Origin of the sequence: Streptomyces sp. W1SF4, assembly GCF_003950035.1 — a bacterium.
In the GTDB taxonomy this organism is placed as follows: domain Bacteria; phylum Actinomycetota; class Actinomycetes; order Streptomycetales; family Streptomycetaceae; genus Streptomyces; species Streptomyces racemochromogenes.
In genome coordinates this window covers 227,374-240,712 of record NZ_CP034352.1, presented here as the reverse complement: position 1 = coordinate 240,712, position 13,339 = coordinate 227,374, and the positions used below count along the sequence as shown (strand labels likewise).

Genomic DNA, 13,339 nt, shown 5'->3' with positions numbered 1-13,339 from the left:
CTGTCACCGGGAGCGCCCAGCGCAGAGGGGAGCAGAGCCGTGCCGGCCCTCGCCCAACCGGAACCGCCGCACCTGCCGCACCTTCCGCTCGACGGACTCCTGCGCCGAGCCGCCGAACGCGCCCCCGACGCCCCCGCGCTCCGCGTGGGCGAACGGACGCTGACCTTCGGCGAACTCGACGCCCGGGCCGACCGGATCGCCGCCTTCCTGGAGTGCTCGGTCGGCCGGCGCGGAGCCCGCGTCGGGGTCGCCAACACCCTCGACGCCGACTTCCCCGCCGCCTACTACGGCACCGTCCGCAGCGGCAACACCGTCGTCCTGCTGAACCCGCTCGTCTCGCCGACCCGCCTCGTGAAGGTGCTCGCCTCGGCCGCGGTGGAACTCGCCTTCGTCCCCCGCGCCACCGCCGAACTGCTCGCCGACGCCGAGGGCCGGCCCCCCTGCCTGTCCCTCGTCCTGGTCACCGGTGCCGGAGACGAGCCCGTCCCCGGGGACACCGTCCCGGTGGACCTCGTCCTGGACGCCGTCGCCGCCGCCACCCGGCGGGCGGCACCCGGCGAGCCCGCCGCCTTCGACCCCGGCGCGGAGGTCTGCGTACAGTTCACGACCGGCACCACCGGCCGCTCCAAGGGGGTGCGCCTGACCCACCGCAGCCTCGTCGCCAACGCCGCGCAGACCGCCGTCGCGCACCAGCTCGACGCCGGCTCCGTCGTCCTCAACCACCTCCCCCTCTACCCGCCGATGCACCTCAACTCGGCCGTCCACGCGGGCGCCTGCCAGGTGCTGTGCCCCGACCCGGATCCGCTGGCCGCGCTCGCGCTCGCCTGCGCCACCGGCGCCACCCACCACTACGAGCTGCCCGCCCGCCTGCACCGGCTCGCCGCCGACGACCGGCTGCACGGCCCCGACGCCCTCCCGGGCGTCCCGGCCGGCCCCCGGCTGCGCGCCGTGCTGTGCGGCGGCAGCGCCCTCACCCCGGACGCCGCCCGGATCCTGGGCGAACGGCTCGGCGTACCCGTCATCCAGGGCTACGGCCTGGCCGAGTTCTCCCCGCTCACCCACTCGCAGAGGCCGGACCGGCCGGTGCCGGGCTCGGTCGGCCCGCCCGTGCCCGGCACCGAATGCCGCGTCGTGCACCCGGAGACCGGGGTGCCGCTGGGCCCGGGCGACACCGGCGAGGTGCAGGTGCGCGGCCCCCAGCTGATGGCCGGCTACCTGGGCGAGAGCGGACCGCCCGTCGACGCGGACGGCTGGTTCTCCACCGGGGACGTCGGCCGGATCGGCCCCGACGGGGACCTGTTCCTCGTCGACCGGCTCGGGGACGTGTTCCTGCACGACGGCGAACTCGTCTCGCCCAGCGCGGTCGAGCGGGTCCTCGTCGCCGACCCGCGGGTCGCCGAGTGCGCGGTCGTCGGCTGGCCCGACGCCGTGCACGGATCGGTCACCTGGGCCGGCGTCGTCCTGCGCGACCACGAGGCTGCCGGGGCCGCCGTCCTGGAGGAGATCGCCGCCCGCGCCAACACCCGCCTGGCGCCCTTCGAACGCATCCGCCGCGTCGAGGCCATCGACGCCGTCCCGCGCACCCCCGTCGGCAAACCCGTACGCGGCGAGCTGCGCCGCACCGTCCGCACCCGCGCCGCCGCCGAAGCGGCCGCCTGAGCACCCCGGCACACCACGGGACCCCCGGTGATCGAAAACAGCGTCGCCGGGGTGCCGCCCGGCTGACACAATGACTCCGCTCCGGAACAAACAGGAGGTACCCCATGTCCGATACGCCGCAGAACGAAGCCGCCGAGCCCGTCGCGGCCGCCGAGCCCGACGACAAGGCCAGGTTCCGCGAGGCCCTGGAGCGCAAGGCCAGTGCCGCCCGCTCCCAGCAGGCGCACAACGCGGGCGGCCTGAAGCTCAAGGGCGGCAGCGGCCCCAGCGGCCAGGGCCGGACCTTCCGCCGCAAGGCCGGCTGAACCGCACCCGAACGCCCCGGGGGCCGCCGCGATCCGTGTCCCGCACCGGTCGCGGCGGCCCCCTTCAGCTCCTCAGGCCCCGTCCTCGCGGGGCCGCAGGACGTCCCGCAGCACCCCGCGCGGCAGGCCCCGCCGCCTGCGCTCGCGCGGGTAGCCGATGGACACCTCGTCGAAGCGCACCCCGTCGTGGTACGTCGTACGGGGGATGTGCAGGTGTCCGTACACCACTGCCGCCGCCCGGTAGCGCAGGTGCCAGTCCGCCGTCAGCGTCGTCCCGCACCACTGCGCGAACTGCGGGTAGCGCAGGACGTCGGTGGGCTCCCGCACCAGCGGGTAGTGGTTGACGAGCACGGTCCCCAGCGCCGGGTCCACGGCGTCCAGGCGGGCCGCCGTCCCGGCCACCCTGGCCCGGCACCAGCCGTCCATGTCCGGGTACGGATCCGGGTGCAGCAGGAACTCGTCCGTGCACACCACCCCCGACTCGCGGGCGGCCGCCAGCGACTGCTCCTTCGTCAGCGCCGGGTCACGGAACGAGTAGTCGTAGTGCGTGAACAGCGGAGCCACCACCACCGGCCCGCCGGGCCCCTGCCACACCGGGTACGGGTCCTCCGGCGTGAGCACCCCCAGCCTTCGGCACATGTCCACCAGGTACCGGTAGCGGGGCTCCCCGCGCAGCTGCACCGGGTCGTCGGCCGGCGTCCACAGGTCGTGGTTGCCGGGGGTCCACACCACCCGCGCGAAACGGTCGCGCAGCAGCCCGAGCGCCCACTCGATCTCGGACGCGGTCTCGCTGACGTCGCCCGCCACCAGCAGCCAGTCCCCGTCAGACCCGGGCACGATCTCCTCCTCCAGCAGCCGGCGGTTCTCCGCGTGCACCACGTGCAGGTCGGACACGGCCAGCAGCCGCCCGGCAGCCGCCGCCATCAGCCGGCCACCTTCCGCAGCCAGCCGTCCACCGTGTCCGCGACGGCGCCCGCGTCCGCGCCCAGCAGCGACAGGTGGTCGCCCGCCACCTCCGCCAGGTGGTCCGCGTACTCCCAGCCCGCGGTGGCCGAGGCCGCCGACGCCGAGGCCCGCACCAGCAGCGTGGGCGCCGAAGCCGGCTCCGGCGTCCAGTCGGTGAACAGCCTCAGGTGGCCGCCCATCGCGAGCAGCCGCCCGTCGTCGGACATTCCTGGCGGGCCCGCCGGGTCGAACAGACGCTCCGCCGGCGTCGCGGGCCCGCGCCGGTCCCCGTCCCGCGCGTACGTGTCGAGCAGCACCACCGCCGCCGCCTCACGCCCGATCTCCAGCAGCTCCCGCGCCACGGCGTGCGCGATCCACCCGCCGGACGAGTGCCCCAGCAGCACGGGCCGCACCGGGCCCGCCGCCTCGGCCACGGCCTCCGCCTGGGCCCGCACCAACGCCTGCCGGCTGCGCGGCAGCACCGCCTCACCGGCGAAGCCGGGGTGCGCCAGTACCGTCAGCCCCCGGCGGCCCTCCAGGGCCGCCGCCAGCGCGAGGAACTCCTGCGGACCGGACGAAGCCCCCAGCGAGGGGAACGCGAACAGCCCCGCCGCCCCCTCCGGCCCGTCGGCCAGCCGCACGGGGGCCGGCCAGCGCGCCACCCCGGACCGGGAGTCGTAGCCGGGCAGCAGCCCGGCCGCCGCCATCAGCAGCGCCGCGCCCTCGGCGGTACGGCCCTGCGCGTGCGCCCCGCGCAGCAGCCCCGCGAAGGTGCCCCCGGCCGCGGACGCCTGCGACGGGCCCGGCTCCGCGGCCGGCCCGGCCGGCGAAGTCCCCTCGTCGGCACGGCGGTTGGCCGCCCGGCGCGGCCGCGGCACCACCAGGCTCCGCAGCAGCGCCGGCACCGCACCCCCGGCGGCGCGCAGCCCGGCGGCGTCGGCGCGGGCGGCCACCAGGGTCAGGTTCCGGGCGAGCGCGTGCCCCAGCAGGGCCGCCCCGTCCCCGCCGGCCGGGAGCGCCGTCCCCGCCGGGAGGCCCTCGGCGCCGGCGCCCCAGCCCAGCACGGCCGCGGGCAGTCCGGCCGCGCGGCGGCGGGCGGCCAGCGCGGTGAGGAAGGCGCCCACGACCGCATCGCACTCCGGTCCGCCCGAGCCGGTGCAGGCCCCGACGGTGGTGACGAACGCCAGCGGCGCCGGGTGCCCCTCCAGTACGAGGGCCGCGTCGACCGACGCCTCCAGCGAGGGCCCGTCCGGACCGCTCAGGTGCACGACCGCGGCCGCCTCCTCGCCGGGCCCGGCCAGCCGTACGCCGTACGCCTCCACCAGGTGCCGGGCGCTCTCCCGCGCCCGCGGCCCCTCCACCGCGCCGCTGAGCCGCACCGTCCCCGGGCCGCCCGCGCCCGTGGTCCCGGGCACCACGCATTCCGCCCTCGCCAGCCTGCGCGCGTACGCGACCCCGTCGCGCAGGGCCAGGTCCGGTTCCCCGCCGGCCAGCGCCGGCAGCAGGGCCTTGCGGCTCGCGTCGCTGTCGTCCACGTCCACCAGCACGACGCGGCCCCCGCCCGCACCGGCGAGCCACGCCTGCACCGAGCGCACGAAGCCGCGTACGGCAGCCCCCACGAGATCGGCGACGCCCTCCCCGGGCAGCACCTCCTCGGCGCCGCCCGTGACGACGGCCAGCACCGAACCGGCCAGCCGTTCCTCGGCGAGCCAGGCACCCACCAGCTCCCGCACCTCGTCCACCGCCGCCGCCACGCCACGCCCGTACGGCTCCGCGCCGGCCGCGGGCTCCGGGAGGCGGGCCAGGACCAGCTCCGGCACCGGCCGCCCGTCCGCCGAGGCCGCCAGCAGCTCGGGCAGCCCCGTGTACGCGGGCGCCCCGTCGCACTCCGGCAGCGGTGACGGGCCGGCCCCGCCCCCCGGCACCCCGAGCAGCGCCCGCCGGGGACCCCGGGCGGGCTCGGCGGCCTCCGCCACCCGCTCCCACACCAGTGCCAGCGGGGTGACGGGCGGCCGGCCCGGCCCGCCCGGCAGCTCGGACAGGGTCACGGTCGCCGCGGCCACCGGACCGCCCTCCGCGTCGGCCAGCTCCAGCGCCACCACCCCGAACGCCCCGCGCACGGCGCGCACCCGCAGGGAGGTCGCCCCGGTCGCGTACAGGGCCGTACCCCGCCACTGCCCGGCCGACAGCGGCTCCGGCGCCGCCGCCAGCACGGGGTGCAGCGCCGCCTCCAGCAGCTCGGGGTGCAGGGCGTACGGCTGCCCGTGCAGCCCGGCCGGCAGCAGGAGCTCCGCGAGGAACTCCTCGCCCCGCCGCCAGGCCCGCTCCACCACCGGATGCTCCTCGGCCCCCTCCAGCGGCTCCGCCCCGGCGGGCGGCCACTGCGCCAGGTCGAAGGACGGCGCCCGGCCCGGGGCCAGAACGGCCGTCAGGTGCCGCACCCACGCCTCCTCCGGGTCGGCGCCCTCGGCCCGCGAGACCACCGTCAGCCGCCGCCGGCCGGCCGCGTCGGGGGCCTGCGCCAGCACCTGGAGCAGCACCCCGCCCCGTGCGGGCAGCGTCAGTGCCGCCTCCGCGGCGGCCTCCTCGACCTCGGGCGCGCCGATCGCGCCGCCCACCGCGAGCGCCGCCTCCACCAGCGCCTGCGCCGGCACGCGGCCGGCCGCGGCGAACTCCGGGTGGCTGCGCGCCGAGACCGTGCCCGTGAACAGGACGGCCCCCGCCTCGGGGAGGTCCAGCCGCCACGCGGCCAGCGGATGCCCCGTCGCGGCCATGCCCGTCGCGGCCGGTCCCGTTCCGCCCGTGCCCGTTCCGCCCGTGCCGGCTCCGCCCGTGGCCGTTCCGCCCGTGCCCGTTCCGCCCGTGCCGGCTCCGCCCGTTCCCCTCGCCCCCGTGCCCGGGGCACCGGCCCCGCCGGATCCGGCTGCGTCCGGCCGCCGCGCCCGCACGAACCCCCCGGCGGGGTACCGCCCCGCCCGGGCGGACGGGCCCCCGCCGGGCCGGCGGTCCTCGGGCCGGAAGGGGTACGTGGGCAGGCCGTGCAGCGGCGCCCCGGCGGGGACGCCGAGCGGCAGCCGGCCGAGGACGCCGTGGGCGTACAGGGTCGCGGTCGCGGTCAGCAGCGCCCGGACCTCGTCGCCCCGGCGGCACAGGGCGGGCACGACCACGGCGCCCTCGTCGGCCAGGCAGGGCCGGGCCATGGCCGCGAGCGTCCCGTCGGGGCCCAACTCCAGTACCGCTGTGGCGCCTTCGGACTCCAGGGTCCGGACGGCGTCCTGGAAGCGGACGGTCGCGCGGACGTGCCCGACCCAGTAGTCCGGGTGCGCGACCTCGTCGGTGACGATGCCGCCGGTGAGCGCGGAGACGAAGGCGATCCGCGGCCGCCGGAAGTCCAGGCCCGCGATGGCCCGCCGGAACTCCTCCAGCATCGGGTCCATCAGCGGCGAGTGGAAGGCGTGGCCCGCGCGCAGGGTCTTGGACTTGACGTCCTGCTCGGCCAGCCGTCCCACGACGGCCCGGACGGCCTCACGGGCGCCGGAGACGACGACGTCCCGGGGCCCGTTGACGGCGGCCAGCGCCGTCCCCGGCACCAGCAGCGGGGCGACCTCCTCGGCGCCCGTCCGCACGGCGACCATCAGCCCGGCCTCCGGCAGGGCCTCCATCAGCCGCCCGCGCGCGCCGACGAGCGCGGCCGCGTCCTTCAGGGACAGCACGCCGGCCACGTGCGCGGCGGCGATCTCACCCGCGGAGTGCCCGCCGACGAACTTCGGCACCACCCCCCACGACTCGACGAGCCGGTACAGAGCGACCTCGACGGCGAACAGGGCGGCCTGCGCGGTCCCGGTGCGGCCCAGGGCCGTGCGGGCGGCGTCCGCGTCGGCGCCGAAGACGGCCTCCCGGACCCCGCCGCCGAGTGCGGCGCACACCTCGTCGAAGGCGGCGGCGAACACCGGGAAGGCCGTGTACAGCCCGCGGCCCGTCCCCGGCCGCTGCCCGCCCTCGCCGGTGAACAGGACCGCCAGGTCCCGCCGCCGGGCCGCGGTCCCGCGCACCAGGCCCGCGGCCCGCCGGTCCCGGGCGAGGGCCTCCAGGCCGCGCGTCAGCTCCTCCCGGTCCGCGGCGACGACCACCGCCCGGTGCGCGAAGGCCGTCCGGGTGGTCGCCAGCGCCCGGCTCAGGGCCGCCGGCCGGGCACCGGAGTGCTCGCCCAGCCAGCCCAGCAGCCGCCGGGCCTGGGCGCGCAGGGCCTCCGGGGTGGTGCCGGAGACGGTGTACGGCAGCGGGTGCGCCGCCCCGTCCGCCCTTTCGGTCCCGCCGGTCCCGCCGGTCCCGTCGGCCGGGGCCGTACGCGGTGCCTCCTCCAGGAGGACGTGGCAGTCCGGGCCGCCCGTACCCCCGGAGCCGAGGCCCACGACCAGCCGCCGCCCGGCCTCCCCGGGGTGCGGGGCCCGGGCCGGCCCGCGCCGGTCCGGGCCCAGGCCCGGCAGCGCGCCGATCAGGTCCGTGATGCCGACGGCGCCGTGCGGTTCGACGTACCGGACCCCGCGGGGGCCGACGCCGGCCCGCTCGCCGACCCGGCGCAGCGCCTCCTCCCGGCTCTCGCCACCGGGCGCGCCCGGCCCCGTACCGCCGTCCTCGCCGACGCCGCTGCCCGCGATGACGCCGAGCACCCGGTCGCCGTCGGACAGCGCCCGGGCGAGGGGCTTGAGGACGATGACCCCGCCGCCCTCGCAGCGCACCGAGCCGGCCGCGCCCGGGACCGGCTCGGGACCGAGCCCGCCGACCAGGGCGGCGTCGCACTCGCCGCCGCGCAGGCTCTCGCAGGCCAGGTGGACGGCCACGAGGGAGGAGGAACGCCCGGCGTACACGGTCGTGCTCGGGCCGCGCAGGCCCAGCAGCCCGCCGGTGCGGTGGCCGATGGTCCCCGGGCCCTGCTGGTACGAGGGCGCGGCGTGCCCGTCCCGCACCGCGCCCACGAACACGCCGACGCGCGCCCCGCGCAGCGAGCCCGGCACGATCCCCGCGTGTTCGAGCGCCTCCCAGCACAGCTCCAGCACCAGCCGCCGGCGCGGGCCCATCGACGCGGCCTCGCGCGGGGAGATCCCGAAGAAGGCCGGGTCGAAGGCGTCGGCCGCGTCGTCCGGCAGCCGCCACGGACCGTCCGGGTCCGGGTCCGGGGCCTTCGGCAGGCGGCAGGACAGGCCGACGACCGCGATCCGGTGGTCGGGGGGCACGGTGGCGTCCGGGAGCGGACCGCGAGCGTCTTCAGGCATTTCTTCTCACCCATCCGTCCTGACGCGAGGTGGTGCGGGGGAGATGGTGCGCACAGTGGCTGGAGCCGGGCTCAAGAACGGCTGAATCCAGCCGTCCAACAGGTGGGACGGATCTCATACAGCCCTAAAAACGTTCACCCGAAAGGGAGATGAGAGCATGCCGGGAGAGCTGGTAACGCCATGGAAGACGAAAGGTCATCTGCAATGGAGAATTCCGCCGACGGTGTGTACGACGTGGTCATCCTCGGTGGCGGCAGCGGGGGCTACTCCTGCGCCCTGCGCGCGACCCAGCTCGGGCTGAACGTCGTCCTCATCGAGAAGGGCAAGCTGGGCGGCACCTGCCTGCACAACGGCTGCATCCCGACCAAGGCGCTGCTGCACGCCGGCGAGGTCGCCGACGAACTGCGCCGCAGCGAGTCCTACGGAGTGAAGTCCACCTTCGAGGGCGTGGACATAGCCGGGGTGCACGCGTACAAGGACGGCGTGATCGCCGGCCTCTACAAGGGCCTCCAGGGCATGCTGAAGTCGCGCAGGAACCTCACCCTGGTGGAGGGCGAGGGACGCCTCGTCTCCCCGACCGAGGTCGAGGCCGGGGGCGTGGTCTACCAGGGCCGCCACGTCGTCCTCGCCACCGGGTCGCAGCCGCGCTCGCTGCCCGGCCTGGCCATCGACGGCAACCGGGTCGTCTCCTCCGACCACGCGCTGTTCCTCGACCGGATCCCCGAGTCGGCGGTCGTGCTCGGCGGCGGCGTCATCGGCGTCGAGTTCGCCTCGGCCTGGAAGTCCTTCGGCGTGGACGTCACCGTCGTCGAGGGCCTGCCGCACCTGGTGCCCGCCGAGGACGTCGACATCTCCAAGTCCCTGGAGCGCGCCTTCCGCAAGCGGAAGATCAAGTTCGAGCTGGGCTCCCGCTTTTCCGGGGTCGAGTACACCGAGAGCGGCGTGCGGGTCTCGCTGGAGAACGGCAAGCAGATCGAGGCCGAGCTCCTGCTCGTCGCCGTCGGCCGCGGCCCGGTCTCGGCCGGTCTCGGCTACGAGGAGGCGGGCGTCGCCCTCGACCGCGGGCACGTCGTCGTGGACGAGCTGCTGCGCACCAACCTGCCGACCGTCTCGGCCGTCGGCGACCTGATCCCGACCCTCCAGCTGGCCCACGTCGGCTTCGCCGAGGGCATCCTCGTCGCCGAGCGCCTCGCGGGCCTGCCCGTGACCCCGATCGACTACGACGGCGTCGCGCGGGTCACCTACTGCGAGCCCGAGATCGCTTCCGTCGGCCTCAGCGAGGCGAAGGCCAAGGAGGTCTACGGCGAGGACAAGGTCGTCGTCAGCAAGTTCAACGCGGGCAGCACCGGCAAGAGCAAGATCCTGAAGTCGGCCGGCGACGTGAAGCTCGTCCAGGTCGTCGACGGCCCCGTCATCGGCATCCACATGATCGGCTCACGCGTCAGCGAGCAGATCGGCGAGGCCCAGCTCATCTTCAACTGGCAGGCCCTGCCGACGGAGGTGGCGAGCCTCATCCACGCCCACCCGACCCAGACCGAGGCCCTGGGCGAGGCCCACCTCGCCCTCGCCGGCAAGCCGCTGCACGTCCACGGCTGACCTCACGGTCGGTATTCCGCCATTCGGAAGGGCCGGGGTCAACTCCCCGGCCCTTCCCGGGTTTTCGGCGAAACCGCTGGTACGACAGGTGACCCGGATGCCACGATCACTGCGCCGCGGGCGTGGGGTCCGACGGTAACCGGCCATCAGGCGAGGACGTATCCATGAACCCGGAACACGGCACCAACCTGGCACACGGCACCAATCCGGCACACGGCACCAACGGCACGGCACGCACGGGCACCGACAGGGTGGCCGGCCTCCTCCTCGGCCTCTCCGCCGTCCTCGTCGGACTCATGGCGGGCCTGTTCTTCGCCTTCGACGTCTCGGTGATGCCGGGGCTGGCCGCCGGCGACGAGCGCACCTACGTCACCGCCATGCAGAACTTCAACGCCGCCATCGACGGCAACGGCCTCTTCGGCAGCGCCTTCGTCCTGGCCCTGCTCGCCACCGCCGCCGCGGCCGTGGTCGAGTACCGCAAGGGCCGACGCGGGACCGCCGTGTGGGTGGCCGCGGCGGCCGTCGCCTACCTCGTCGTACTGGTGATCACCTTCGCCGTGAACATCCCGCTGAACAACGAGCTCGCGGCCGTGGGCGACGCGGCGAAGGCGACCGACTTCGCGGTGGTGGACAAGTTCAAGGGCACCTGGGTCACCACGAACATCCTGCGCACCCTGCTCTGCACCGCCGCCCTCACCGCCCTCGCCCGCGCCCTCCTGCTCCACGGCCGCGCCACCGCCCGCTGAGCCGGCCGGGGCTCTTTTTCGGGATTTTCGGTGGCTCGGGCACCTTGATGTCACTTCGCGACGAAGCGGGACGAAAATCGGTCATAGTACCGCGATGTGCTGCCGTCATGTGCACGGGCTCCGTAGGTTCTGGGCTCGGTCCGGGACGTCCTGTGACGCCCGGCCTCGGAGTTCGTCCACTGCAACGGGAGGGGAATCGCATGGCTGACATCGACCTCGGTGTGGCGTCCGACTGGGACGAGGGGGACACCCACGGCCGCGTCAAGCTGCGGCCGAACCAGGTCTACCCGAACTCGCCCAAGAAGGACGTGCTCATCAGCTCCCCGGTGAGCATCGAGCTCTCCGTGAACACGAACCTCTCCTCCTCGCAGGAGGCGGACAAGATCTACTTCACGACCCACCACGGCTCCACGAAGAAGATCATCGCGGTGCTCGACTCCGACGGCAACCTGCACATCGCGGGCCGCCTGATCACCGAGCAGAAGGACCTCCGCTACTAGGGCGCGTACCGGGCCGTACCCGCCGGTCGGCGGGTACGGCCCGCGCCCCGGTGTCGTCGGCGCCGGCCGGGCCGCCGGGCAGCATCCGGTCCAGCCACTTCGGCAGCCACCAGTTGGTCCGGCCGAGGAGCGTCATGGTCGCCGGTACCAGCACCATGCGTACGACCGTGGAGTCGATGAGGATCGCGGTGGCCAGGCCGAGCCCGAACATCTTGGCGGAGGGGTCCTCGGCGGCGGCGAAGGACAGGAAGACCGCCACCATGATGAGGGCGGCCGAGGTGATGGTCCGCGCGGTGCGCGAGACGCCCTCGACGATCGCCGTGCCGTTGTCGCCGGTGCGCAGGTACTCCTCGCGTACGCGGGAGAGGATGAACACCTCGTAGTCCATCGACAGGCCGAACAGGATGGCGAAGAGGAACATCGGGATGAAGGACACGATCGGAACCGTCGCTTCCAGCCCGATGAGTGCGCCTCCCCAGCCCCATTGGAAGACCGCGACCATGACGCCGTAAGCCGCGCCGATGCTCAGCAGGTTCAGCAGGACCGCCTTGAGCGGTACGAGTACCGAGCGGAAGACCAGCATCAGCAGCAGGAACGACATCGTCAGCACGGCGGCCACGAACACCGGCAGGCGCCCGCTGGTGCGCCGGCCCACATCGGACAGGCTCGCGGCGGCGCCGCCGACGTGGGCCCTGGCCGGGCCGTGCCCGATCGCCGTGGGCAGCACCTCGGTGCGCAGCCGGTCGATGGTGTCGGCCGTGGCCTCGTCCTGAGGGCCGGTGGTCGGGAACACCACGAGGGTCGCGATGCCGGTGGCCCGGTCGACGTGCGTCGGCGCGACGGACGCGATGCCCGGATCCGCCGCGACCGCCCCGGCGAGCCGGTCCAGCACTCCCGGATCACCGGTGGGGTCCGCGGCGATGACGAGCGGACCGTTGGTGCCCGGGCCGAACCCCTCGGCCACCAGGTCGTAGGCGCGGCGCTCGGTACGGCCGGGGGGCAGTGAGCCGTCGTCGGGCAGGCCGACGCGCAGGCCGAGCACGGGCAGCGTCGCCGTCAGCAGCAGCGCCGCGGCGCCGACCGCGTACGGCACCGGGTGCCGGCTGACGTGCCCGATCCAGCGCCGCCACCCCGCGGCCGGCTCCGTGTCCCGCCGCCGGCCGGACCGGCCCGGTCGGCCCGCCCCAAGGGCCCGGGCGATCCGGCCGGCCCGGCCCAGGCGCGGGCCGGCCGCGCCCAGGAAGGCCGGCAGCAGCGTCACCGACGCGAGCACCATGATCAGGACGACGATCGAGACGGCGAACCCGCCCACCGTCATGAACGGCACGTCCGCGACCGCCATGCCGAGGATCGACACGACGACGGTGCCGCCGGCGAACACCACCGGCCGCCCCGCCGTGGCCACCGCCCGTCCGGCCGCCTCGCGGGGACCGAGCCCGCGCGCGAGGTACTCCCGGTGCCTGGCGAGCACGAACAGCGCGTAGTCGATGCCCACTCCGAGCCCGACCATGCTGCCCAGGACCGGTGCGAAGGCGGGGACGTCCGTCACCCCCGCCAATACCGTCATCGTGGCGACCCCCACGGTCAGCCCGAACACCGCCATGCCGATCGGCAGCGCGGCGGCGACGAGCGAGCCGAACGCCAGGAACAGGATCGCGGCCGCGGCGAGGAGGCCGATCAGCTCGCTCACGCCGCCGTCCGGGTCGGAGAAGGCGTAGAAGAGGTTCCCGCCCATCTCGACGCGCAGGGGCAGTTCGGCGCGCAGCCGGGCGCCGAGGTCCACGAGGGCGTCGAGGTCCTCGGCCGACAGCCGGCTCTGGTCGGGGTACTGCACCCGGACGACCGCGATCCGCCCGTCGGCCGAGACGAGGCCGCCGCGCACGGCGGTGTCCCCGCCCGCGTCGAGTGCCCCCGCCGGGTCGCTCGTGCCGAGCACGTGCGGCAGCCGCCCGACCTCGGCCCGCAGCCGGGTGAGCGCGCTGCGCGCTCCGTCGTCGTCGAAGAACGTCGCACCGTCGGCGAGGGGCGTGACGACCACGTGAGCGGTCATCCCCTCCTGGCCGGTGCCCGCCCGCTCGATCAGTTCCGCGGCCCGTCGGGAGTCCAGCCCCGGAGCGGTCATCGAGTCCGCTGTCCGCCCGCCGAAGGCGACGGCGGCGAGGACGGCCAGCGCGGCGGCGGCCAGCCAAGCCGCGATCACCCGCCACGGATGGCGGGCGGCGCCCCCGCCCAGGCGCAACAGGGCTTTCGAGAGCATCCGGTTCCTCCAACCACCTCGTCGGCCGTCCTCGTACGGCCCCCGGGAACGAGGCTCG

The 13,339-nt window shown here is 75.9% G+C and carries 8 protein-coding genes; 5 read left to right on the top strand and 3 right to left on the bottom strand.

Annotated features, from left to right (window positions below):
* Window positions 1-39 precede the first annotated feature (39 nt).
* The gene (locus D1J60_RS36710) at window positions 40-1,659 is read left to right on the top strand and encodes an AMP-binding protein (protein WP_125824835.1); all 1,620 of its coding nucleotides are present in this window, start codon (window positions 40-42) and stop codon (window positions 1,657-1,659) included.
* A gap of 104 nt (window positions 1,660-1,763) precedes the next feature.
* On the top strand, window positions 1,764-1,964 hold the full coding sequence (locus D1J60_RS36705; RefSeq protein WP_125824834.1) for a DUF5302 domain-containing protein: 201 nt from the start codon (window positions 1,764-1,766) through the stop codon (window positions 1,962-1,964).
* Between the two features lie 72 nt (window positions 1,965-2,036).
* Here D1J60_RS36705 and D1J60_RS36700 read toward each other — a convergent pair whose 3' ends face one another.
* Together D1J60_RS36700 and D1J60_RS36695 are read right to left on the bottom strand one after the other, a co-directional pair.
* Entirely contained in the window at window positions 2,037-2,888 is an 852-nt protein-coding gene (locus D1J60_RS36700) for a metallophosphoesterase (RefSeq protein ID WP_206436706.1), read from the bottom strand.
* Complete coding sequence (locus D1J60_RS36695) at window positions 2,888-8,182, bottom strand: acyltransferase domain-containing protein (protein ID WP_125824832.1); 5,295 nt, start codon at window positions 8,180-8,182, stop codon at window positions 2,888-2,890. The genes D1J60_RS36700 and D1J60_RS36695 overlap by 1 nt, the downstream gene beginning before the upstream one ends.
* Before the next feature lie 204 nt (window positions 8,183-8,386).
* On the opposite strand from D1J60_RS36695, the gene lpdA reads away from it, so the two are divergent.
* The 3 genes from lpdA (at window position 8,387) to D1J60_RS36680 (ending at window position 11,024) form a co-directional block, all read left to right on the top strand.
* On the top strand, window positions 8,387-9,778 hold the full coding sequence (lpdA, locus tag D1J60_RS36690) for a dihydrolipoyl dehydrogenase (protein WP_125824831.1): 1,392 nt from the start codon (window positions 8,387-8,389) through the stop codon (window positions 9,776-9,778).
* Between the two features lie 164 nt (window positions 9,779-9,942).
* A complete protein-coding gene (locus D1J60_RS36685; protein WP_206436705.1) occupies window positions 9,943-10,524 on the top strand; it encodes a DUF1772 domain-containing protein in 582 nt (193 codons plus the stop codon).
* A gap of 200 nt (window positions 10,525-10,724) precedes the next feature.
* Window positions 10,725-11,024 carry a DUF6342 family protein gene (locus D1J60_RS36680; RefSeq protein WP_125824830.1) on the top strand — a complete coding sequence of 100 codons (300 nt, stop codon included), beginning with the start codon at window positions 10,725-10,727 and terminating at the stop codon, window positions 11,022-11,024.
* On the opposite strand, the gene D1J60_RS36675 is transcribed toward D1J60_RS36680, so the two are convergent.
* Window positions 10,996-13,281, bottom strand: coding sequence for an MMPL family transporter (locus D1J60_RS36675; RefSeq protein WP_241253727.1), 2,286 nt, complete (start codon window positions 13,279-13,281; stop codon window positions 10,996-10,998). The genes D1J60_RS36680 and D1J60_RS36675 overlap by 29 nt on opposite strands.
* Window positions 13,282-13,339: the final 58 nt, after the last annotated feature.